Genomic DNA, 21,643 nt, shown 5'->3' with positions numbered 1-21,643 from the left:
TGTTCTGCAGGGTCCCGGACCCGCCTCTCCTGCAGGGCCCGGGGCAACACCATCAATGCGGTATCGAAACCAGACGACATGCTGATTGCCCGATCAGCATCTGGCGGTACCAAACGCCATGGCGCTGTCGATATTTTCCAGACCCAGTGCCAGCATGATCAGACGATCCACCCCCAGCGCCACGCCACAGCCCTGTGGCATGCCGACGCGCAGCGCCGCAATCAGCTTTTGATCGGCATCCACCGGCGGTTTGCCCAGCGCAAGACGGGCCTGATTATCCGCCTCAAAACGTGCCTGCTGCTCATCGGCATCGGTCAACTCATCAAAGCCGTTGGCAAGTTCGATGCCCTTTAGATACACCTCGAATCTTGACGCCACCAGCGCCCCGTCACTGTCCTGACGCCGTCGCGCCAGTGCCGCCTGAGAAGCCGGATAGTCCACCACCACATCAAGGCCGCCCTGCCCCAGTCGTGGCTCGATAACCAGCGACATCAAAAGATCGCAGCAGTCATCACGCGACCAGGCGGTGGCGTCGGTTCCTGCGTAGCGGGCGGCACTGTCACGCAGGGCTGCCTGCGTCTCCGGCGTGTCACTCAAGGGGTCAATCGAGAGATATTCCCGGAAAAGGTCACGATAGGCGCGCTGTCGAACCGCTAGCTGCGGCGCCTCCAGTACGGTCTCGATCAGCCCGGCGACTTCGCGTATCAGATCCTCGAGCGAAAACCCGGGGCGATACCACTCCAGCATGGTGAACTCGATGTTGTGACGCCGACCCGTTTCGCTGTCGCGAAAAACACGCGCGAGCTGAAAGATGGGGCCGCTGCCGGCCGCCAGCAGACGCTTCATATGGTATTCAGGCGAGGTCTGCAGCCAGAGCCGCTCCTCACCGGCTGGTGTACGGGCCCCCAGGGAGAGCGAGTCCAGATGCACGTCGCTGCTGCCGGCGTGCCCCAGTACGGGGGTTTCCACCTCGAGCACGTCGCGGACTTCAAAGAAGTCGCGGATGCAGCGCATGACGGCTGCGCGCGCGCGCAATACTTCCATGGTAGCGCCGGGGCGCCAGTCATCAGCACTCATGCCGAGTCATCCATCAATGAGACAGGATAAAACGCAATCGCCGGGCCACGGGGCCCGGCGATTGCCGTCATTCAAACAAACAACTTACGCTCGGCTGACGTACTCGCCGCTGCGGGTATCAATCTTGAGCGTTTCACCCTGATTGATGAAAAGCGGAACGCGCACCATCGCACCGGTGGTCAGAGTGGCCGGCTTGGAACCGCCCTGGGCGGTGTCGCCCTTGAGACCCGGGTCGGTTTCGATGACTTCCAGCTCGATGAAGTTGGGCGGGGTCACCGAAATGGGATTGTCGTTCCAGAGCGTGATGGTGTAGACCACCTGCTCCTTGAGCCACTTGGCGGTATCACCCACGGCCTTTTTATCGGCGGCGAACTGCTCAAAGGAGCCGTCGGTTCTCATGAAGTGCCACATCTCGCCATCGTTGTAGAGATACTCCATGTCGATGTCGAGCACATCGGCGCCTTCCAGCGATTCGCCGGACTTGAACGTGCGCTCCCAGGTACGCCCGGTCATCAGATTGCGCAGCTTGACGCGGTTGAAGGCCTGACCCTTGCCGGGTTTGACGAGCTCGTTTTCGACGATGTTACAGGGATCGCCGTCGAGCATCACTTTCAGACCGCCCTTGAATTCGTTGGTAGAATAGCTTGCCATAACGCCTCGTTGTGTTCGCAGCCGCTCGAGTATCAAAGGCTGCGGGGACAGTGAATGACCAGACAGCTCCGGATCGATGACCATGCAGGTCACATCGACTCCGAAGCCTCGGAATACGTGCGATGATAACGCGAACCATGCAGCCTGTGCAGACTATCTCTTCTTCCCCAGCCGGTGATGACAGCGCCCCCGGACAGAGCTGGCAGTCGCAGCTTTCCGGCGCTATTCGCGACCCGAAGGCGCTTCTGGCCGCCGTCGGGCTCGACGAGCGCTGGCTGCCGGGCGCTGAAGGTGGCCATCAGGCCTTTGAGGTGCGGGTGCCGCAGGCCTATCTATCACGCATCAAAAAGGGCGCCCCCGGTGATCCGCTGCTGCGCCAGGTACTGCCACTCGAGCATGAAACGCACGCGGTCGCAGGCTATGTGACCGACCCGCTGGAAGAGGCCGATCATACCCCGATGGCCGGGTTGATCCACAAGTACGCCACGCGGGTGCTGATGATCACCAGTGGCGCCTGCGCCATCAACTGCCGCTACTGCTTCAGGCGCCATTTTCCCTATGAGGATCACGCCGCCTCGCGGGCACAGTGGGGCAAAACGCTGGACTACCTGCGTGACGACGACTCGCTGATCGAGGCGATCCTTTCCGGCGGCGACCCGCTGGTCTCAAGCGATACCCGGCTGGCCTGGCTGGTCGGTGAACTTGACGCCATTCCTCATCTCAAACGCCTGCGCCTGCACACCCGCCTGCCGGTCGTGATCCCCGATCGTGTCGATGATGCGATGCTTGAATGGCTTGCGAACACGCGCCTTCAAAAGGTGGTGGTGCTGCATATCAACCATGCCAACGAAATTGACGACAGTGTCATGAAAGCCTGTGAAAGGCTCAGGAGTGTGGGCGTCACGCTGCTCAACCAGAGCGTGTTGCTGCGCGGCGTCAACGATGATGTGACGGTGCTCAGAGCACTGTCCGAGCGGCTTTTTGAGGCCGGCATTCTGCCCTACTACCTTCATGTGCTCGACCCCGTGGCGGGTGCCGCGCACTTTAATGTGCCAGACAGTGAGGCCATGGCGCTGCATGACAGCCTTGGAGAACAGCTACCGGGCTTTTTATTGCCGCGGCTGGTGCGCGAGGTGCCGGGAGACCGGGCCAAGACCCCGGTCAGAGCCGACAGCTTGCGGCAGGCATCGGACTGACTGGAGCCGCATCAGTCGCTGGGCCCACTGTCCCATAGCGACACCAGCGCTTCCGGTGCCCGCCGCTCGGGCACATGCAGAGTGATGACATCGCTGTCGTTGCCCACCGGCATGATGACGATGCGAAAATAGCGCTGATCCCCCTGCCCGGCCTGGTCGCCCGGATATTTCAGCTGTTCGGCTTCATCGAGGAGTTTGCAGACCTTCTTGCGCTGCGACAGCGAACACTCCTGAAAGGCAATTTCGCGAGGACGCGCCAGCGCCGGCATATAGGCAACGCCCCCCTCTCTCGCCAGGCGAACGCGGGCACGCTCGCCCAGAGTATGTTGATAGCTCACACGTCAACTCCTACGCCCTGCCAGCCGCTCAGTACGGCCTCGCGGACTTCATCGCCGTCGAACAACCGCTCGGCGTTATCCAGCGTCAGACGGGCAAAATCGGTAAATTCGGCATCGTTGGCCAGCCGCTCATCGGTGAGCGTGGCATACCAGACTCGCCCGGCGCGCTCCCAGCTGTAGCCGCCCAGCGCCATGGCCGTCAGATAAAAGGCGCGATTGGGAATGCCCGAGTTGATGTGGACGCCGCCGTTGTCTTCGTTGGTCTCCAGAAAATCGCGCATGTGTGCCGGCTGCGGGTCGCGCCCCAGCAGCGGATCATCGTAGGCTGTACCCGGTGCGGCCATCGAACGAAGCCCGATGGCGTTGATGCCCGGGGCCAACAGGTCGCGGCCGATCGACCAGTCGGCCTCTTCCACCGTCTGGTTGGCATCATACTGGGCCACCATGACCCCGAAGACATCCGAGATGGACTCGTTCAGTGCCCCCGACTGGTTGTAGTACACAAGCCCGGCTTCACGTTCGGTGATGCCGTGCGTCAGCTCATGCGCCACAACATCAAGCGCGCGAGTAAAGGAGAGAAAGATGTCGCCATCGCCGTCGCCAAAGACCATCTGATAGCCGTTCCAGAAGGCGTTTTGATAATCCTGACCGTAATGGACGGTGCCCAGCAGCGCGCCCCCTTCGTCGTCGATGGCATTGCGCTCAAAAATTTCCCAGAAAAAGCGATAGGTGGCGCCCAGATCACCGTAGGCCTCGTCCACGGCCGCGTCACCGGTGTCGGACTGACCTTCTCGCCGTACCTGACGGCCGGGAAGCTCCATGGTGTTGCCAGCATCAAAGATATAGCGCAGCGGCTCGCCGCGAGCACCGCGCCGATCATCGGTAGGCGCCGTATGGCGTTCGGTGCGCGCCCTGAAACGCGAATCGAGCGTCAGGGTACTCAACGCGCAGCGGCGATGCCGGTCGTTGCCGTTTTCGATCAGATAATTGAGCAGGTGAGGAGGAATGACCCCATAGGGGTTGTTGCGCGTCGCCGTCATGATGACTCTCCGACTAACCGCCACGGCGACAGCAAACCTGGCGCGTGACGGTCAATGCCTGTTGGTGATTCCCTTCACTACAAGCCTAGTCGAGACGGGCAGGCACCACTTTAAGGTGTGATGAATGGCCACCTCGACTTTTGTCTAATACCGCCCTTCAGGGCTACGGCTGACGCAGCGCCTCCAGCACGCTGGTGCTGGGAAACCCATCCGGTGTTTTTCCCACGCTGCGCTGCCATGCCCGCAGCCCTTCGCGCGTATTGGGTCCCATGATGCCGTCCGGCATCCCGGTGCCAAAGCCCTTCTGATTCAAAAGGCTTTGCATCTCTTTGGTCTGCGAACGTGTCAGCGGTTTGACATCGCGCGGCCAGTCACCCTGAACGCCCGGCCCGCCATCGATGCGCTGGGACAGATACGCCACCGCAAGGGCATAGCTGGTGGCGTTGTTGTAACGCATGATCACACGAAAGTTGGGACCGACCAGAAATGCCGGGCCCTGGGCACCGGCGGGCGCAATGACGGAGGCCTGATCGAAATTCGGCAGCGACTGGCCTTCAACGGCGCGAACGCCCTGCGAGCGCCAGGCAGACGTGGCCTGACGGGTGGAAAGCTCGGTTCGCGTGTAGTCAAAGTTTTCGGGGAGAGTCACCTCAACGCCCCAAGGCTGACCGCGCTGCCAGCCGTTTTTGGCCAGATAGTTGGCAGTGGAAGCCATCACATCCGGAATACTGCCCCAGATGTCACGCCGCCCATCGCCGTCGCCATCCACGGCGTAGGCCAGAAAGCTGGTGGGAATGAACTGGGTGTGGCCCATGGCACCGGCCCAGGAGCCCAGCATGTGCTCCCGGTCGATATCGCCTTCCTGAATAATGCGCAGGGCGGCTATCAACTGCTCCTGGGCAAAGGCGTGGCGGCGCCCTTCATAGCCCAGCGTGGCAAAGGCATCGATGGCCGAGAAACTGCCGAAGTTGCCGCCATAGTTGCTCTCGATGCCCCAGATGGCCGTAATCACCGAACCGGGTACGCCATAGCGCGACTGCGTCTGATCGGCTGTCTCCTGATGCTCGGCCAGCTTCTGACGACCGTTGTCGATCCGGCTCGAGGAGACCGCGCTGTCCAGATACTCCCAGATGCCCCGGGTAAACTCGGGCTGTGAGCGATCCAGCTCGATAATACGAGGCTGATAGCGCACGTTGGCCAGCGCCTCATCCAGCGTGGTCTGCGAAATGCCTTCCGAGCGCGCCTTTTGTCGAAATTCGCTGACCCACTGATCGAACGATTCCCGCTCGGCAGGCGTTTGATCGTCTCTGGCCGCCGGAGCGGTCTCGACGGTTTCGGTGGTCTCGGCAGTCGCTGCACGAGCCTGTACATCGCCGCTGTCAGCTTCGGCCTGCCGTGACGGTGAAGATGATGGTGACGCGCCGGCCTGGCAGCCCTGCATGGCGCCGCTGCCCAGCAGCAGTGCCAGCATCAGCGTACGTGCACGGGCCACCGATACGCCGGCGTATCGATGTGACAAGCTTTTTCCCTGGAATCGTAATGGCATTACCGCTTTCCTGTCTGATGAGCTGAACTATCATGGCTGATAACGCATGACATTGACCACTACCGGGCGCGCGGCTTGCTCTGGTATTTCAGCATGACTTCATGGATGAGTTGCCGGGCAATACCAATGGATGACAGGACAAACGCATGAGCAAGTCAAAAGAGGCCCTGACCGGGCAGCCGCAACAGGATAACGGCGACAAGCCGGACTGTCGCAAGCATCCCGAGCACTACCGCGTGGGCCGCGGTGAACAGGGCGTGCTCACCGTCGAGCCCTACAAGGGCGAGTTGCTGCCCCACTGGCGCTTCAAGACACCCGATGACGCTCGGGCCTCATCGCAAAAGCTTCTGGAGATGTTTGAAGACTACCGCTCGCGCGATGATTTTGTCGGCATGGACATGGCGCGAAAGTTTATTCAGATGGGCCATACCCGCGCCCGGCGCTATGCCAACTATCCGGGCGGGCGCAAATACGATAAAAACGGCGAGATTCGCGAACGCGAGATTGATGAGGAAAAGGCCGAGTCGGCGGCCATCTTCGAGAAGGTCTGGATACAGGTGCGCGAAGACGAGGACTACCTGAAACGCAAAAAGGCCCATCAGCGCGCCTACGGCTGAAAGCCTTTCTGGTTTGAATATTTCATAACGGAACACCGGCATGCCCACACTGCTTTTTCACCATCCGCGAACGCTTGGCGATGACACCCTGGAGGGGCTGGTGGACGCCCTGCATCGCTGCACGCTGGACAGCGGTCTTTTCGAGGCCCGCGCGATCAAGGTCGCCACCCTTTCCCTGTCAAATACACGCCAGGGCGGCGAAAAACGCCCCTTCGCCTCGCTGCAGGTTCGCCTGTTTGCCGGACGGACACAGGCACAGCGTCTTGCCCTGTCCAATGCGCTGCTGGCCGTTATCAATGAATCGCTGGGAGAGCAGATGAGCGCCACCGTCGAGATAGTGGAAACCGATCCGACCACCTTCTCGCGTTGACGACTCACCAGGGCGTCATCGCACTGTCGTGACGCCCGACACAGCCCTCAAGCGTTCCCAGCTGCACCAGCTCCGGCCCCTCCAGCACCTGATTCATGCGCTTGTCGTAGGTCAGCTCACGCACGACCCGAACCCGCGATGGCTGCCCTTTGGCATCAAGGCGCATGACCCAGGCCTGAAAGCCGCTGGAAAATGCTACCAGCGAGCCGATCGGCGTGAAGCCGTAGCGCTTGACGTATCGGTTCACGCAGGCGGTATCGAACTGGCTGCCGGCATTGAAGATATGACGGTAGATATCGAGTGCCAGCCACGCCGGACGATCGCTACGGGGCCGGCTCATGGCATCAATGGCATCCACGACGGCGGCCATGCGCGCCAGACGATTCATCGAGTGACCATCCAGCCCGCGCGGGTAACCGCTGCCATCGAGTCGCTCGTTGATACTCAGCAAGACGTCACGGCGCATATCGGTAGTGAGGCCGTCACGCTCGATGCGAAAGCGCAAAAGCTCCACGTGCGCATGCAGATGGGAAAGCGTCGAGGCATCCATGGCCCCTTCATGCAGCCGGACATGTTCGGGCAGCAGTATCTTGCCGAAATCATGGATCAGCGCGCAGGCCATCATCTGTACGACCTGATCGGTGGTGCGATCGCCGCTTTCCAGATCGGCCAGGCGCGTGGCGACAAACAGACCGTGACACACCAGCGGCGTGGAGTGACGCTCGACGCAGGCCAGCGCGTACAACAGTGCCTGACGGTCCTCCTGCAAAAGCGCCAGCAGTCGGCGCGCCTGCTCACACAGCACCGCCGTTTCCAGACTCATGCCGGCCTGCAGATTGATCAGCTGAACGCCCAGCGCACGGGCAATGTTTTTGACGTTATCAAACAGGGGCAGCACCGCCAGTGCTTCTTCCTGAGGGGTGACAACAGTCTCCATCTCAAGGGCGGCACTGCCTTCGTTAAAAAGCCTCGAGGGTGCCACGACACGCTCGGGAGGCGCTTCCAGACGCACGGCTTCGCGCTCGATCTCGCGCACGTAGAACCACACCTGGCGCTCAAAATCGGCAAGGCTTGCATCAAAGACCACGCCGACCAGCACATCGTTGCTGTCGTCACTGCAGCGCATGTGGCGCACGCAGCCGGCCGCATCAAAGGCCTCACTGCTGGGAAATACGGCCCGCAGGCGATGCAGCGCCATGCCGATCTGGAAATTGATGGCGTCATTGACCGACACCGCAATCAGACAGCCACCGATGGACAGATCCACCAGTCGCCCCTCGACTTCGCTGCCACCGCGCTGCGCGGTCATGAGCATGTTGACCTTCATGCCGCGCTCGAGCGTGGCACGAAACAGATTGCGCTGGCGGGTCAGCTTGAGCGAGACAGGCAGCGCCGCACGAATGTCGATCCGATCGACCTGCACGCTGACCTTGAGCGGTCGCATCATGGCGCTGGTCATGGACATCGAGGTGTGCTGAATGTCCAGATAGAAGGGAAGACGCTGGTTCAAAAGCGATTCGAGGTCCTTGAGATCGCTGGCCCTGAGCACACACTGGTGCAGGTCGCGATCCAGCAGGGCCAGAGTCACGGGATACTGGACATCGAGACCTTCGAAACGTATCGACAGCCGGGCATCATTACCGGTCAGGTCGGCGAAGGTCTCGACAATTTGATCCGGCGCACCGATGTCGAGGTGGCGCGCCTTGCTTGCATTGAGATTGGAATCCGGAAACATGAGATCATCCACCGAGCAGGCCTGAGTGCCTAAATGCCCGTGATATCGGCATGTTACCGCCTTTCTTGAGCGTGGCAGGCTAACCCTGCTGCAGCATTCGCTCGTTATGGCCCAGCAGATACAAAAGGGCGTCAAGCCCCTGCGTCGAGACCGATATGCGGGCCTTTTCGCGCACCAGCGGCTTGGCGTGAAAGGCGATGCCAAGCCCCGCGCCTGCCAGCATTTTCAGATCGTTTGCGCCATCGCCCACGGCCACGGTCTGCTCGATCGCAATCCCCTGGCGCTCGGCGATTTCCTGTAAAAGCACGGCCTTGCGCTCGGCATCAACGATCGGCAGATGGACGTCGCCGGTGACCACGCCTTCCTTGATGACCAGATCGTTGGCATGCACCTCGTCAAAGCCAAGTCGCCTTTGCAGGTAGCGGGCGAAATAGGTGAAACCGCCCGACAAAATGGCCGTGCGATAGCCCAACCGCCTGAGCTGTGTCATCAACCGCTCCAGACCGTCCATCAGCTCAAGTCCGTCGGCGACCTCTTCAAGCACTGACTCGCTGAGTCCGTTGAGCATGGCCATGCGCTCGCGAAAACTCTGCTGAAAGTCGATCTCACCGCGCATGGCCCGCTCGGTAATCGCGGCGACATCCTCAAAAACGCCGTGGCGGCGCGCCAGCTCGTCGATGACCTCGGCCTTGATCAACGTAGAGTCCATGTCAAAGCAGATCAGGCGGCGTTGATGGCGCCAGAGGCTGTCTTCCTGAAGGGCGATATCGACCCCCTGCTCTGTTGCAAGGGCCAGCAGCGCCTGCCTGAGTCCATCAATATCCACCGCCTCACCACGCAGGCGATATTCCAGACAGGCGCCGCCGACGCAAGCCGCCGCACTCAGCGAATCAGACCCGGACAGCCGCTTGACCCGCTCAACCACCAGGCCCCACCGACTCGCCAGCTGATCGATCTGCGCCAGCAACGCCATCGACAGATGCGAGGCCATAAGCGTCATGACCAGCGCCGGCGTTTGATGTGGCATCTGCCAGCGCGCCTGTGTCGGTAGATTGATGTCATGCAGTGACAGCGCAAGTCCTGTCTCTTCCTCGACGGCCTGCCAGGCCGAGCGAAGGCGCTCTGCCAGCGTCGATGACTCTTCATCATGGGAGATCAGCGCTTCAAGCACTGTCTGATCAAGCGTCACACGCTGATCGATATCCAGAAGCCGAACGCCGCTGTCGTTGAATACCCGGCTTACGGCTGCCAATTGGCCTGGTCTGACGTCACCGGTGGCACGTACCAGCAGACTTTGCGTCATATCGTTGTCTCACACACCCTGAAAAAAAGCTCAAGGCCGGCGGGTTGCCCCACCGGCCTTTCAAACGGCATTCGATCGCATGACAGGCGCTATTCGACGTCCAGCCGGTCCACCTTCTGGAAGCCCTGTGGCAGCTTCATGCCGCGCTTGCCGACACTGCTCACATACCCGGCAAGCTCGTCACCGACCAGACGTTTCTTGCGCTTGCCGGCATGCACCACCAGCGCCCGGCCCGCGTCCAGCACGATCCAGTCGCGCACAAACTCTTCACGGTTGGCCGCTCGCGCGCCGGTAATGTCCATCATGCGCGAGCCCTTACCCTTGCTCAGCGCCGGCAGCTCACCGGCGTCGAACACCAGCAGACGGCCCTCGTTGGAGACCACAGCGACCCTTTGCGCCTCACCCGAAATCGGCAGCGGCATCAGGATGTCGCACCCCTTTGGAATGCTGACCACCGCCTTGCCGGACTTGCTGCGCCCGATCATCTCTTCGAGCGCCACGCTAAAGGCGTAGCCACCGTCGCTGCCCAGCAGATAACGCTGCGTCGGCGCGCCGATCATGGCCGCGCGCAGCTTCGACCCGGCCGCCAGATTGACCCGGCCGGAGACCGGCTCGCCCTGACCTCGGGCCGAGGGCAGCTGATGGGCAGCCAGCGTGTAGGCCCGCCCACTGTCCTCCAGCAGCACCAGCGGCTGATTGGTCTTGCCGTGAGCGGCAAAGGCGAAGCTGTCGCCGGACTTGTAGGAGAGGCTTTTCGGGTCGATATCGTGACCCTTGGCCGCTCGAATCCAGCCTTTCTCGGACACCACCACGGTAATCGGATCGGCGCCGAGCAGGTCGACCTCGGACAGCGCCCGCGCCTCCTGACGCACGACCAGCGGGCTGCGGCGCTCATCACCATAGGCCTTGGCATCAGCGCGCAGTTCACGCTCGATCAGATTGGTCATGGCCTTCTCGCTGCCCAAAAGCTTCTCAAGCTGCTTGCGCTCGCGCTCGAGCTCATCGCGCTCGCCCTTGAGCTTCATCTCTTCAAGCTTGGCCAGATGACGCAGACGCAACTCGAGAATGGCGTCGGCCTGGCGCTCGCTGAGGCCGAAACGGGCAATCAGGGCGGGCTTTGGCTCATCCTCTTCCCGGATGATGCGGATGACTTCATCAAGATCGAGATAGGCAATCAGCAGACCTTCAAGAATGTGAAGACGATCCTCGACCTTGCCCAGACGATGCTCCAGACGTCGGCGCACGGTATTGCGCCGAAACGTCAGCCATTCATCAAGCAGATGATCCAGCGACATGACCTGCGGGCGACCATCCAGCCCGATCAGGTTCATGTTGACCCGCGTACTCTTTTCCAGATCGGTGGTGGCAAAGAGATGATCCATCAGCGCCTCGACATCGACGCGATTGGAGCGCGGCACGATCACCAGCCGCGTGGGCTCTTCATGGGTCGACTCATCGCGCAGATCCGCCACCATCGGCAGCTTTTTGGCCTGCATCTGGGCGGCCATCTGCTCCAGCACACGCGCGCCGCTGACCTGCCAGGGCAGCGCGCTGATAATGATGTCGCTGCCATCCTGGTAATAGCGCGCCCGCATGCGTACCGACCCGCGTCCAGTGGTATAGAGCTTTTGCAGATCGGCTTTCGGCGTCACGATCTCGGGGGCGGTGGGGAAATCCGGCGCCGGCAGCAGTTCGCACAGGGTATCGAGGCTGCAGTCCGGATGGCGCAGGCGGTGCACGGTGGCCTCAACCACTTCCGTCACGTTGTGCGGCGGAATGTCGGTGGCCATGCCAACAGCGATGCCGGAGCCGCCGTTGAGCAGCACATGCGGCAGGCGCGACGGCAGTACCGCCGGCTCGTTCATGGTGCCGTCGAAGTTGGGTATCCAGTCCACGGTGCCCTGCCCCAGTTCGGAGAGCAGCACCTCGGAAAAGCGTGTCAGACGGGACTCGGTATAGCGCATTGCCGCAAACGACTTGGGGTCATCGGGACTGCCCCAGTTGCCCTGGCCATCCACCAGCGGATAGCGATAGCTGAAGGGCTGCGCCATCAGCACCATGGCTTCATAGCAGGCACTGTCGCCGTGCGGGTGAAACTTGCCCAGCACATCTCCGACGGTACGTGCCGACTTCTTGTACTTGGCGCTGGCCGTCAGGGACAGCTCGCGCATGGCGTAGACGATGCGGCGCTGCACCGGCTTCAGGCCATCGCCGATGTTGGGCAGGGCGCGATCAAGGATGACGTACATCGAATAGTCGAGATACGCCTTTTCAGTGTAGCTACGAAGCGCCAGACGCTCGACGTCGCCCTCGCGCACGTGAATATCCATGGTCATGTCAGACGTCTACCTCAGCCATATTGCCGTAACGCTCCAGCCAGCCGCGCCGGTCACCGGCACGCTTTTTGGCCAGCAGCATGTCCATCAGTTCCAGAGTGTCATCCCCGGCTTCGCGGGTGAGCTGCACCAGCCGGCGCGTGTCCGGTGCCATGGTGGTCTCGCGAAGCTGTACCGGACTCATCTCCCCCAGCCCCTTGAAGCGCTGCACATTGGGCGTGCCGCGACGGCTGGCGAGCTTTTTGAGAATGGCCGCCTTTTCGCTCTCGTCCAGGGCGTACTGCACCTCCTTGCCCAGGTCGATGCGATACAGCGGCGGCATGGCCACAAAAACGTGGCCGGCATCGACCAGCGACGGGAAGTGACGCACAAACAGCGCACACAACAGCGTGGCAATGTGCAGACCATCGGAGTCGGCGTCGGCCAGAATGCAGATCTTGTGATAGCGCAGGCGTTCGAGATTGTCGCTGCCCGGGTCCATTCCCAGCGCCACGGCAATGTCGTGAATCTCCTGAGAGCCCAGCACCTCCTGGGAGTCGACCTCCCAGGTGTTCATGATCTTGCCCTTGAGCGGCAAAATCGCCTGGGTTTCGCGGTTGCGCGCCTGCTTGGCGCTGCCGCCGGCCGAGTCGCCCTCGACCAGAAACAGCTCGCCGACCGTTGGGTCCTGACTGGAGCAGTCCGCCAGCTTGCCGGGCAGGGCCGGCCCCTGGGTGACCTTTTTGCGCGCCACCTTTTTCGAGGAGCGCTGACGGCGCTGGGCGGCGCTGATGACCAGCTCGGCGAGCTGCTCGGCCTGGGCGGTGTGCTCGTTGAGCCACAGCGAAAAGGCGTCCTTGACGACGGCCGAGACAAACCCGGCCACGGCGCGTGAGGAGAGACGCTCCTTGGTCTGGCCGGCAAACTGCGGCTCGAACATCTTGATCGAGAGCACAAAGGCTACCCGCTCCCACAGGTCGTCACCCGAGAGCTTGACGTTGCGCGGCAGCAGACTGCGGTAGTCACAGAACTCGCGCAGCGCGTCCAAAAGCCCGGTGCGAAAGCCGTTGACGTGGGTGCCGCCCAGGGTGGTCGGGATCAGGTTGACGTAGGACTCGACCAGCGCCTCGCCGCCTTCGGGCAGCCACTGGATGGCCCAGTCGACGCTGTGCTCGTCGTCTTCAAAGGCGCCGACAAAGGGCGAGGCCGGCAGCGGTTCGAAACCGTCGGTGGACTGGGCGAGATAGTCGCGCAGCCCGTCCTCGTAATGCCAGGTACTGACGGTGCCATTGCTTTCCACCAGCTTGACTTCAAGGCCCGGGCAGAGCACTGCCTTGGCGCGCAGCAGATGCGACAGCCGCGCCACAGAAACATTGGGGCTGTCAAAGTACGCCAATTCCGGCCAGAAGCGCACCGTCGTGCCACTCGCCTTTTTCGGGCAGTCGCCGATAACGGCCAGCTCTTCGATCTTCTCGCCAAAGGCAAAGGCGGTGCGATAGCGCTTGCCCTCCTTGCAGACCTCTACCTCCAGGCGCTCGGAGAGGGCATTAACGACCGACACCCCCACGCCGTGCAGCCCGCCCGAGAAGCGATAGCTGGACTGGGAGAACTTGCCGCCGGCGTGCAGGCGGGTCAGGATCAGCTCGATCCCGGACACCCCGTGTTCGGGGTGGATATCGATAGGCATGCCGCGGCCGTCATCGACCACTTCGATGGCACCATCCTCGCGAAGATGCACGCTGATCTTTTTTGCGTGGCCGGCCAGCGCTTCATCAACGCTATTGTCCACCACCTCCTGAACGAGATGGTTGGGTCGGGTCGTATCGGTATACATACCGGGGCGCTTTCGAACCGGTTCAAGACCGGAAAGCACCTCGATGGAACTGGCACTGTACTGGGTCATACGTGAAATCGCGTCAGAAATGAACGAGAAGCGCTCATCGTCAAGCGCCGAAGGGGCTCTCTGGAACAATCAGCGCTGTCGCAATGGCCCGGACATTCAGCCCGGGCCATTACGTCAACTAACAAGGCGCCATCGGCCCGCAGGCCTACGGTACGGGATTGAAATCTGCCGGCAGCGTCAGGCCACCATGGGCCAGAACTGTCGGCAAAAGCTCAGGATACCGGCTCAGGCCGTGATCATCACCTTCATTGACCACAAACCGGCTGCCTTCCAGCATCTCCAGGGCCTGGCGGTAATCGAGGATTTCATCCTCGCTGCCCAAAAGCACCAGAAAGCGCTCATCGACGTTGACCAGCTCGGCCTGCTGCTCGCGCAGGGCATCGGCATAGCTCTCGTCGATCACGAACATCTCACCGGTTTCAACATGTTCGATCTCGCTGCCCATACGCTCCAGCGCAATCCGGAGTGGATCAACGGCCGGGTTGATGAGCACCACCCGGGCCACATCATGGGTCCGGGCAAGCCCCATGGCGAGAAACCCGCCCATGGAGCTGCCGATCACCATGGTGCGCCCGGTCAGCGTACTCATGACCTCGCGCGCCGTCTGCCAGGCAGGGCCGGGATGATGGGACAGGGCCGGGGCGATAAAGCGTGGCTGCGGTCGGGCCTGCTCGCAGGCCCGACGCGTCAGCTCGGCCTTGGCCGAACCGGGATGGCTGTTAAAACCGTGCAGATAGAGCACGTTGTCGACGGCATTGGCGTGATCATTCATGGCATCAGCATAACGCAATTACTGTATAAATAAACAGCCATTTTTAAGCGCTGCCACGTTGACCCAGCACGGTCTCGATCAGATGACGGCTTGAGTCGTCCAGCCTGTCGGCACCCTGCCCGCTTTCCAGAATATCGGCCGTTTCATTGGCGATTTTCTTGCCAAGTTCCACGCCCCACTGGTCGAACGAGTCGATATCCCAGATGGCGCCCTGCACATACACCTTATGCTCATAAAGGGCGATCAGCGCACCGAGCGATTCCGGCGACAGCGTGTCGAACAATACGGTGGATGACGGCTGATTACCGCCGTAGCGCTTGTGCGCCGGCGGGGTCTCGGCGCTTTCGATGGCGTCATCGCCCAGCATCAGCACGCGGGACTGGGCAAAGCAGTTGGCCAGCGACAGGCGGTGTTGACGCTCCAGGCTTTCACGCACCGGCGCGCTTTCGACGTGGTCATAGCGCTTGATGGGCGCCACGAAATCACAGGCGACCGAGCGCGTGCCCTGATGCAGCAGCTGATAGAAGGCGTGCTGACCGTTGGGGCCAATCTCGCCCCACAGAATCGGACAGGTGTTGTAGTCGACCTTTTCGCCCTCGTTGGTCGAGGACTTGCCGTTGGACTCCATCTCGAGCTGCTGGAGATAGCCCGGCAGATGCTTGAGACGACCGTCGTAGGGCAGCACCGCCAGCGACTCGATGTCGAGAAAGTTGGTGTTCCAGATGCCCAAAAGACCGAACAGCACCGGCAAATTCTCTTCCAGCGGTGCCGAAGCGAAGTGCTCGTCCATGGCATGACCACCGGCCAGCAGGCGGCGGAAATTGTCCATGCCCAGGCGGATGGCAATCGGCAGACCGATAGCGCTCCAGAAGGAGTAGCGTCCACCGACCCAGTCCCAGAACAGCAGCTGATGATCGGCAGCGATGCCCCACTCGGTCATCTTCTCGGGCTTGGTGGAAACCCCGATGAAGTGATGACGCTTGATGCGATCGATCTCGCCACCGGTCTGCTCGGCAAGCCAGGCCAGCGCCGTATCGGCATTGGCCGAGGTATCGATGGTGCCAAACGACTTGGAGGAGTAGATAAACAACGTCTCGTCGGCGTCCAGCGTCGGCAAAAGCTCGGCCAGCTGCGAGCCGTCGATGGTGGAGGCAAAGTGCACGTCCAGCGCGTTGGGCGCCACGAAAGCGTCTTCCAGCGCCTTGACCACCATCAGCGGCCCCAGGTCGGAACCGCCCACGCCCAGGTTGATCACCTGTTTGATGGCACGGCCGTTGACGCCGCGCCACTGACCGGCCTGAAGCTTGTCGACCATGCGCTGCATGTGATCGAGACTGTCATGGACGCCGGCCTGAACGTCTTCACCCTCGACGTGAAACTCGCCTTCACGCGGCAGACGCAGCGCCGTGTGCAGGGCCGGGCGGTCTTCGGTCAGATTGACGCGCTTGCCGGAAAGCAGGTGTTCAACGGCGTCTTCCACCTTCGCTTCACGGGCCAGATCCAGCAGCAGATCAAGGGTTTCCTGGCGAATACGCTGCTTGGAAAAATCCAGCGTCAGCCCGGCGGCCTGACGAGAGAAGGCATCAAAGCGCCCATCCTGCTCAAACAGGGTCGTGAGATGCACATCACGCATCGTATCGCGATGACTTTCCAGCGCCTTCCACGCCTTGTTTTGACGAATCGACATCCTTGCTCTTCCTCCGTGATAGGTGCAGCTTTAGCGCTCAAAGCGTAACATGGTCGGCCATGAAGACCGCCCTGTTCGATGTTCATTCTGGCAGATGGCGTGTCCGACACGCAGCGGGTCTCTATCAGACCACTGTCTGCATGACCGAACAACCTCCTTTAGAGCCTGATGGATCGTGGGTACCCCGATGACCGACGTCTCCCGACGCGACGCCCTTTTTTCGACACCGCTGGATCAGGTCGCCGATTTCTCTTTCGATGAACGTGTGGTCGACTGCTTCCCCGACATGATTCGCCGCTCGGTGCCCGGCTATGCCCAGATCACCAGCATGGCCGGTGTCATCGCTGCACGCCACCTGAGCCCCGGCGCCCATATTCTGGATCTGGGCTGCTCGCTGGGCGCCTCGACGCTTTCCATCTGCCAGCATCTGGCGCCCGACGCCTTCACCCTTCAGGCCATCGACCTGTCGCAGCCCATGGTGGACAAGGCGCGCGCCCTGCTCACACAGCAGGCCCCAAAGCATCGCATCGAGGTGTGTCAGGGTGATATTCGTGACTGTGCCCTGCCACGGGCCGGCATGATCATGGTCAATTTTACGTTACAGTTTCTTGACCCGAGCGAGCGCGACGCCGTCATCGGCCGGCTTTATGAGGCGCTCGTCCCTGGCGGCGTGCTGTTGCTGTCGGAAAAGATTCTGGGCGAGCCGGGTCAGGAACAGCTTTTGATCGATCTGCATCATGACTTCAAGCGCGCCAACGGCTACTCCGATCTCGAGATCAGTCAGAAGCGCACCGCCCTTGAGGACGTCATGGTACCGGACCGGCTGTCCACCCATCATGAGCGCCTGGCCCGCACCGGCTTTTCGCGCCATGACACCTGGTTTCAGTATCTCAACTTTGCCTCGATGCTGGCCTTTAAATAAGTTATCCCTTTTTCACCAGGCCGGACCCCTGCATGTCGATCGATACGCGTCATCTCCCTCTTTATCACGCTTTTCTGGCGCAGGGTCTGGACACCTGGGTTGCCCGCCTGCCCGACCAGCTGGCCCGCGGCCTTGATCGCCAGCGCTTTGGTGACCTGCCGGCCTGGGAGCGCGCCGTCAAACGCCTGCCTGCCCTTGAACGACAGGCCGTGCATCTGAACGAAGATACCGTCAGCGTGGACGTGGCGATGAATGACGCCAGCCGCCGCCAGTGCGACAACCTTTTAAAAATTCTGGCACCCTGGCGCAAGGGGCCGTATCGCATCGGCGAGATCACCATCGACACCGAATGGCGCTCGGACTGGAAATGGCAGCGCATCGCGCCTCACTTGAGTGATCTTGCCGGTCGGCGCGTGCTCGATGTCGGCGGCGGCAACGGCTATCACGGCTGGCGCATGGCGGGCGCCGGCGCCGGCTTTGTGCTGATTATCGACCCGTCTCCGCGTTTTTACTGGCAGTTTCACGCCATGCGTCACTTCATTGGTGACGCCGGGGCCAACGTGCACTTTCTGCCGGTCGGTATCGAAGAAGTGCCGCCCAACCTGGCTGCCTTCGACACGGTCTTTTCCATGGGCGTGCTCTATCATCGCCGCTCGCCCATCGACCATCTGCGCGAGCTGTATGACACGCTGCGCCCGGGCGGCGAGCTGGTGCTCGAAACCCTGGTGGTGGAAGGCGACGAACATCGGGTGCTGGTGCCGGGCGAGCGCTACGCGCAGATGCCCAACGTCTGGTTTCTGCCCTCCTCGAAAGCGCTCATGCACTGGCTCTCCCGCGTCGGCTTTGACAGGGCGCGCGTGGTCGATGAGGCCGACACCACACTCGGTGAACAGCGCGCGACCGAATGGATGACCTTTCAGTCGCTGAGCGATTTTCTCGACCCCGAGGATTCGAGCCGCACGGTCGAGGGCTATCCGGCACCCCGACGCGCCGTGGTCATTGCCCGAAAGCCCTGAAATCGCCCGAATGGGCAAACATCGATACACAGCCCCGGCGTTTATCCAGCGCCGAGGCTTTTTGTGCTTGATGCTTCGATGTAAATGGTTATCATTAACGACACCTGTTGGCTCGATTTGTCACACCGCGAGGGCTGTCCCATGCGCCAGACCAACGTCCTGTTTGAAGCCTTTGAAGAGGCCCGCCTGCGTGCGCCGCACATGGAGTGTCGCACGCTGGCCGCCCTGCTCGACTGCAGTGAAGGGGAGATTCAGGCCTCGCGTCTGGGCCGCGGGGTGCATTCGCTGGCACTCACCCCCTGTGATCTGGTCATGATGCTGCCACAGCTGGGTCAGGTGCAGATGGTCACCCGGACATCGCATGCTGCGCTGTCGAGTCGTCTTGAGGGCTGTCGCATCGACGCCGACCCGCGCCATGCCAGCATTTGCGACCAGAAGGCGCTGGCGATGCAGCTTTTACTGCCCTGCTGGTACTGGGTCTGCCTGTCCCGAGAGGCCCCGGCGCCGGGTGCCGAACCGGTGCCCTGCCTGCAGGTGTTTGATCGTTTCGGTCACGTGCTGCACCAGCTCTATGGTCTGACGCCCGAGGCGGCCGGCTGGCGTCTGCTTGAGTGCTTCGCTGCGCTGAAACGCCCCGGCTTTACCCGCTGTATCGATATTGCCAACGTCTGTACCGAAGGCCATCGTCCGGCACTGCTCAAAGCGTGGCGCGATCTACGCGGCCCCGGGGATTTCTCGAGGCTTCTCTCACGTCACCGGCTACGACGTGTGGAGGCCAATCGCGCCGTCGCGGGCCATTTCAGCACGCCCATGGCCCCGCAGCGATTTATCATGGCGCTCGCCGGTGCCTGCCGACGAACACAGCCGACCCGGGCCAGCCTGATTCATGGCGGCGGCGCCCACCACCATCGCGCCCGCTTCAGGCATTTCCACCAGGGTCGCCACGACAGGCTGCGTCTTGAAAGCGATCAGCTGACCCTGTCGCTGGACAGCAGCGCTCTGCATGAAGCCTGGCAGGTGACACGTCCCGGCCCCGAGGGGCTGATGACCTCACTGGAAGCCTTTGACGCTGAGGGTGAGATGATGCTCGCCCTCGACCTGGCGGAGACCGGCTGACCCTTCCGGGCGCCCCTCCAGCGCCAGCAGATGCGCCTTGCGCTCAAGCCCGCCGGCGTAACCGTTGAGCGTCCCGTTGCCGGCCAGCACGCGATGACAGGGCACAACGATCGATATCGGATTGCGCCCGACGGCACTGCCCACCGCCCGGGCGTGACCGCGCGACAGCCCGAGCGATTGCGCCAGGGCGCCATAGGTTGTGACCTCGCCGAACTCGACCGCCTCGAGCCGCTGCCAGACGCGTTGCTGAAAGGGGCTGCCCGCCATCGCCACCGGCAGTTCGAACTCTCTCCGAGCGCCGGCCAGATACTCATCGATCTGTTGGCAGGCCTTTCGGATGACACGCGAGCGGCTCTGTGCGACCGACACACAGGGCCCGCCCGCCGAAGACGGAAAGTGCTTTTGATCATGGAAGAAGACCCCGGTCAGGCGATCGGCTTCGGCGCGCAGCACGATATCGCCCAGCGCGGTGGGCATGATGGCATGATCGATCATTGCGATGGCTCCTCGTCTGAAGGGGGCGGTTCAGCCTGCGTCCCCGCCTGTGAAATGACACCGGGTGACGCCGACTGCCAGAGCCGAATGGCGGCATAGGCGCGCCACGGCGACCAGATGGCGGCCCGCTTCGCCGCCTCGCGGGCGCTGCGACAGCCCAGTGCCTTTTTAAGCACCAGATCACCGGCCGGAAAGGCATCCGGCCAGGCCAGCGCTCGCATGGCAATGTATTGCGCCGTCCAGTCACCGATGCCGCGAATGCTCAAAAGTGTCTCCATGCTCGCTGTCACCGGTGCGCCGGGTAAAAGCTGCAGCCTCCCCTCCTGAAGGGCCCGGGCGACCGCGATGATCGCCTCGGCACGGATACGCAACAGCCCCAGCGCGATCAGGGCCTCAGGGGATTGCACGGCCATCACGCCGGGTGATGGAAACACATGACAACCGGGGTGGCCGGCCAGCGGCTCCCCGAACCGGGCCACCAGCGAGGTGAGCACCCGACGCGCCCGTTGAACCGTGACCTGCTGACCGACGATGGCGCGCACCGCCATCTCAAACCCGGTGACAGCGCCCGGCACCCGGATACCGGCACCGGTTTGCTCACAAGCCGCCAGATGAGCATCGATCAGCGCCATGGGCGCATCAAGATCAAACAGGTGGCGCACGACGCGCAGCACCTCTCCCATCACCGGCACCAGCGTGACCGGCAGGGTCAGCGCCAGCTGCCCGGGGCCGGCGTGCGCGACCGATAGCCAGCCGGCATGACGGACCACACCGGCACTGCCTTCCCTCTCGATCAGAAGACTGCGCTGCCAGACGCCTCCATCGATTGTCTCAAGCCCGTCGACCTGGCGGGCGGCCAGAAAGTCGAGCATCGCCGCCCAGTTCAGCGGCGGCTGATAGGCCAGCGACAGCGTGATCGAGGGCTCGGGCGCGCCGGCTTTTTCGCAGCGGCGAAGACGGCTCGGTGACAGGCGATAGCAGTGCTGAAAAAGCGCATTCATCCGACGCTGACTCCCAAACCCCGCGGCCAGCGCGATCTCGCCGACAGGCAGCGCGGTGTCGGTCAAAAGGCGCTTGGCGAGCAGCAGGCGCCGGGTTCTGGCCACGTCCAGCATCGTCACGCCCAGCGAGGCCTTGAACAGGCGGCGCAGGTGACGCTCGCTGACCCCGATTCGAGCCGCCAGTGAGGCGCTGCTGTCGTGATCCAGAAAGCCATTGTCGATCATGACCATGGCGGCCCGGGCCAGTTGATCGGTGGCATCCATCATCGAAAGCTTTGGTGCCATCTCCGGACGGCAGCGCAGACACGGACGAAACCCGGCCTGTTCGGCCCCGGCCGGATGGGCAAAAAAGCGGCAGTTGTCAGGTTTCGGGCAGCGCACGCGACAGATCGGCCGGCAGTAGATGCCGGTCGAGGTCACGCCAACGACAAACTGGCCGTCAAAGCGACGATCGCGAGAGGCCAGGGCCTGATAGCAGACATCGGGAGCAAGGTTCATGCCCTCAATATATCGTGTCTGACGCCATGCGACTGGCCGTTTGCG

19 protein-coding genes are annotated in these 21,643 nt (G+C 62.1%); 6 read left to right on the top strand and 13 right to left on the bottom strand.

Features of this window, described 5'->3' with window-relative positions; all coding sequences use genetic code 11:
• Positions 1–93 precede the first annotated feature (93 nt).
• Positions 94–1,077, bottom strand: coding sequence for an EF-P lysine aminoacylase EpmA (epmA, locus tag ACXMYO_RS02645; protein WP_457807735.1), 984 nt, complete (start codon positions 1,075–1,077; stop codon positions 94–96).
• An 84-nt stretch (positions 1,078–1,161) separates the two neighbouring features.
• A complete protein-coding gene (efp, locus tag ACXMYO_RS02640) occupies positions 1,162–1,728 on the bottom strand; it encodes an elongation factor P (RefSeq protein WP_115854983.1) in 567 nt (188 codons plus the stop codon).
• A 137-nt stretch (positions 1,729–1,865) separates the two neighbouring features.
• Here efp and epmB point away from each other — a divergent pair, with 137 nt between their 5' ends.
• Entirely contained in the window at positions 1,866–2,924 is a 1,059-nt protein-coding gene (gene epmB / locus ACXMYO_RS02635) for an EF-P beta-lysylation protein EpmB (RefSeq protein ID WP_457807734.1), read from the top strand.
• Positions 2,925–2,935: 11 nt separating this feature from the next.
• Here the strand turns inward: epmB and ACXMYO_RS02630 are convergent, their stop codons facing one another.
• The 3 genes from ACXMYO_RS02630 to ACXMYO_RS02620 form a co-directional block, all read right to left on the bottom strand.
• On the bottom strand, positions 2,936–3,262 hold the full coding sequence (locus ACXMYO_RS02630; RefSeq protein ID WP_457807733.1) for a protealysin inhibitor emfourin: 327 nt from the start codon (positions 3,260–3,262) through the stop codon (positions 2,936–2,938).
• Complete coding sequence (locus ACXMYO_RS02625; RefSeq protein WP_457807732.1) at positions 3,259–4,302, bottom strand: M4 family metallopeptidase; 1,044 nt, start codon at positions 4,300–4,302, stop codon at positions 3,259–3,261. The genes ACXMYO_RS02630 and ACXMYO_RS02625 overlap by 4 nt, the downstream gene beginning before the upstream one ends.
• Positions 4,303–4,465: 163 nt before the next feature.
• On the bottom strand, positions 4,466–5,773 hold the full coding sequence (locus ACXMYO_RS02620) for a lytic murein transglycosylase (protein WP_457809461.1): 1,308 nt from the start codon (positions 5,771–5,773) through the stop codon (positions 4,466–4,468).
• A gap of 221 nt (positions 5,774–5,994) precedes the next feature.
• On the opposite strand from ACXMYO_RS02620, the gene ACXMYO_RS02615 reads away from it, so the two are divergent.
• Positions 5,995–6,465, top strand: coding sequence for a DUF4385 domain-containing protein (locus ACXMYO_RS02615; RefSeq protein WP_457807731.1), 471 nt, complete (start codon positions 5,995–5,997; stop codon positions 6,463–6,465).
• Between the two features lie 40 nt (positions 6,466–6,505).
• Positions 6,506–6,835: a 5-carboxymethyl-2-hydroxymuconate Delta-isomerase gene (locus ACXMYO_RS02610; RefSeq protein WP_438766616.1), complete on the top strand. Its 330-nt coding sequence runs from the start codon at positions 6,506–6,508 to the stop codon at positions 6,833–6,835.
• A 4-nt stretch (positions 6,836–6,839) separates the two neighbouring features.
• Here ACXMYO_RS02610 and ACXMYO_RS02605 read toward each other — a convergent pair whose 3' ends face one another.
• The 6 genes from ACXMYO_RS02605 to pgi all read right to left on the bottom strand — a co-directional run bounded on the left by ACXMYO_RS02605 (position 6,840) and on the right by pgi (position 16,550).
• Positions 6,840–8,570: an HD domain-containing phosphohydrolase gene (locus ACXMYO_RS02605; RefSeq protein ID WP_457807730.1), complete on the bottom strand. Its 1,731-nt coding sequence runs from the start codon at positions 8,568–8,570 to the stop codon at positions 6,840–6,842.
• 79 nt (positions 8,571–8,649) lie between these two features.
• The gene (serB, locus tag ACXMYO_RS02600) at positions 8,650–9,873 is read right to left on the bottom strand and encodes a phosphoserine phosphatase SerB (protein WP_457807729.1); all 1,224 of its coding nucleotides are present in this window, start codon (positions 9,871–9,873) and stop codon (positions 8,650–8,652) included.
• An 89-nt stretch (positions 9,874–9,962) separates the two neighbouring features.
• Positions 9,963–12,209, bottom strand: a complete 2,247-nt coding sequence (gene parC / locus ACXMYO_RS02595) for a DNA topoisomerase IV subunit A (protein ID WP_457807728.1) — start codon at positions 12,207–12,209, stop codon at positions 9,963–9,965.
• Position 12,210: 1 nt separating this feature from the next.
• Positions 12,211–14,091: a DNA topoisomerase IV subunit B gene (parE, locus tag ACXMYO_RS02590; protein WP_438766612.1), complete on the bottom strand. Its 1,881-nt coding sequence runs from the start codon at positions 14,089–14,091 to the stop codon at positions 12,211–12,213.
• A gap of 145 nt (positions 14,092–14,236) precedes the next feature.
• Positions 14,237–14,863, bottom strand: coding sequence for a YqiA/YcfP family alpha/beta fold hydrolase (locus ACXMYO_RS02585; RefSeq protein WP_438766611.1), 627 nt, complete (start codon positions 14,861–14,863; stop codon positions 14,237–14,239).
• Between the two features lie 43 nt (positions 14,864–14,906).
• Positions 14,907–16,550, bottom strand: a complete 1,644-nt coding sequence (gene pgi, locus ACXMYO_RS02580) for a glucose-6-phosphate isomerase (protein ID WP_457807727.1) — start codon at positions 16,548–16,550, stop codon at positions 14,907–14,909.
• A 187-nt stretch (positions 16,551–16,737) separates the two neighbouring features.
• On the opposite strand from pgi, the gene cmoA reads away from it, so the two are divergent.
• The 3 genes from cmoA to ACXMYO_RS02565 all read left to right on the top strand — a co-directional run bounded on the left by cmoA (position 16,738) and on the right by ACXMYO_RS02565 (position 19,604).
• On the top strand, positions 16,738–17,472 hold the full coding sequence (gene cmoA / locus ACXMYO_RS02575; RefSeq protein ID WP_457807726.1) for a carboxy-S-adenosyl-L-methionine synthase CmoA: 735 nt from the start codon (positions 16,738–16,740) through the stop codon (positions 17,470–17,472).
• 32 nt (positions 17,473–17,504) lie between these two features.
• On the top strand, positions 17,505–18,488 hold the full coding sequence (gene cmoB, locus ACXMYO_RS02570) for a tRNA 5-methoxyuridine(34)/uridine 5-oxyacetic acid(34) synthase CmoB (protein ID WP_457807725.1): 984 nt from the start codon (positions 17,505–17,507) through the stop codon (positions 18,486–18,488).
• Between the two features lie 141 nt (positions 18,489–18,629).
• Positions 18,630–19,604, top strand: a complete 975-nt coding sequence (locus tag ACXMYO_RS02565) for a hypothetical protein (protein ID WP_457807724.1) — start codon at positions 18,630–18,632, stop codon at positions 19,602–19,604.
• Here ACXMYO_RS02565 and ACXMYO_RS02560 read toward each other — a convergent pair.
• Complete coding sequence (locus tag ACXMYO_RS02560) at positions 19,539–20,099, bottom strand: methylated-DNA--[protein]-cysteine S-methyltransferase (protein WP_457807723.1); 561 nt, start codon at positions 20,097–20,099, stop codon at positions 19,539–19,541. The genes ACXMYO_RS02565 and ACXMYO_RS02560 overlap by 66 nt on opposite strands.
• The gene (locus ACXMYO_RS02555) at positions 20,096–21,598 is read right to left on the bottom strand and encodes a DNA-3-methyladenine glycosylase 2 family protein (protein ID WP_457807722.1); all 1,503 of its coding nucleotides are present in this window, start codon (positions 21,596–21,598) and stop codon (positions 20,096–20,098) included. Before ACXMYO_RS02555 ends, ACXMYO_RS02560 begins: the two co-directional genes overlap by 4 nt.
• Between the last annotated feature and the right edge of the window lie 45 nt (positions 21,599–21,643).

Source organism: Kushneria sp. EE4 (assembly GCF_977968315.1).
Note: the sequence above shows the minus strand (reverse complement) of the source record. Positions and strands in the feature narration are given on the sequence as shown.

Coding starts and splice junctions, on each gene's coding strand:
- epmA (WP_457807735.1), bottom strand. CDS start 1,077: ATGAGTGCTGATGACTGGCGCCCCGGCGCTACCATGGAAGTATTGCGC.
- efp (WP_115854983.1), bottom strand. CDS start 1,728: ATGGCAAGCTATTCTACCAACGAATTCAAGGGCGGTCTGAAAGTGATG.
- epmB (WP_457807734.1), top strand. CDS start 1,866: ATGCAGCCTGTGCAGACTATCTCTTCTTCCCCAGCCGGTGATGACAGC.
- ACXMYO_RS02625 (WP_457807732.1), bottom strand. CDS start 4,302: ATGACGGCGACGCGCAACAACCCCTATGGGGTCATTCCTCCTCACCTG.
- ACXMYO_RS02620 (WP_457809461.1), bottom strand. CDS start 5,773: ATGCTGGCACTGCTGCTGGGCAGCGGCGCCATGCAGGGCTGCCAGGCC.
- ACXMYO_RS02615 (WP_457807731.1), top strand. CDS start 5,995: ATGAGCAAGTCAAAAGAGGCCCTGACCGGGCAGCCGCAACAGGATAAC.
- ACXMYO_RS02610 (WP_438766616.1), top strand. CDS start 6,506: ATGCCCACACTGCTTTTTCACCATCCGCGAACGCTTGGCGATGACACC.
- ACXMYO_RS02605 (WP_457807730.1), bottom strand. CDS start 8,570: ATGTTTCCGGATTCCAATCTCAATGCAAGCAAGGCGCGCCACCTCGAC.
- serB (WP_457807729.1), bottom strand. CDS start 9,873: ATGACGCAAAGTCTGCTGGTACGTGCCACCGGTGACGTCAGACCAGGC.
- parC (WP_457807728.1), bottom strand. CDS start 12,209: ATGACCATGGATATTCACGTGCGCGAGGGCGACGTCGAGCGTCTGGCG.
- parE (WP_438766612.1), bottom strand. CDS start 14,091: ATGACCCAGTACAGTGCCAGTTCCATCGAGGTGCTTTCCGGTCTTGAA.
- ACXMYO_RS02585 (WP_438766611.1), bottom strand. CDS start 14,863: ATGAATGATCACGCCAATGCCGTCGACAACGTGCTCTATCTGCACGGT.
- pgi (WP_457807727.1), bottom strand. CDS start 16,550: ATGTCGATTCGTCAAAACAAGGCGTGGAAGGCGCTGGAAAGTCATCGC.
- cmoA (WP_457807726.1), top strand. CDS start 16,738: ATGACCGACGTCTCCCGACGCGACGCCCTTTTTTCGACACCGCTGGAT.
- cmoB (WP_457807725.1), top strand. CDS start 17,505: ATGTCGATCGATACGCGTCATCTCCCTCTTTATCACGCTTTTCTGGCG.
- ACXMYO_RS02565 (WP_457807724.1), top strand. CDS start 18,630: ATGCGCCAGACCAACGTCCTGTTTGAAGCCTTTGAAGAGGCCCGCCTG.
- ACXMYO_RS02560 (WP_457807723.1), bottom strand. CDS start 20,099: ATGATCGATCATGCCATCATGCCCACCGCGCTGGGCGATATCGTGCTG.
- ACXMYO_RS02555 (WP_457807722.1), bottom strand. CDS start 21,598: ATGAACCTTGCTCCCGATGTCTGCTATCAGGCCCTGGCCTCTCGCGAT.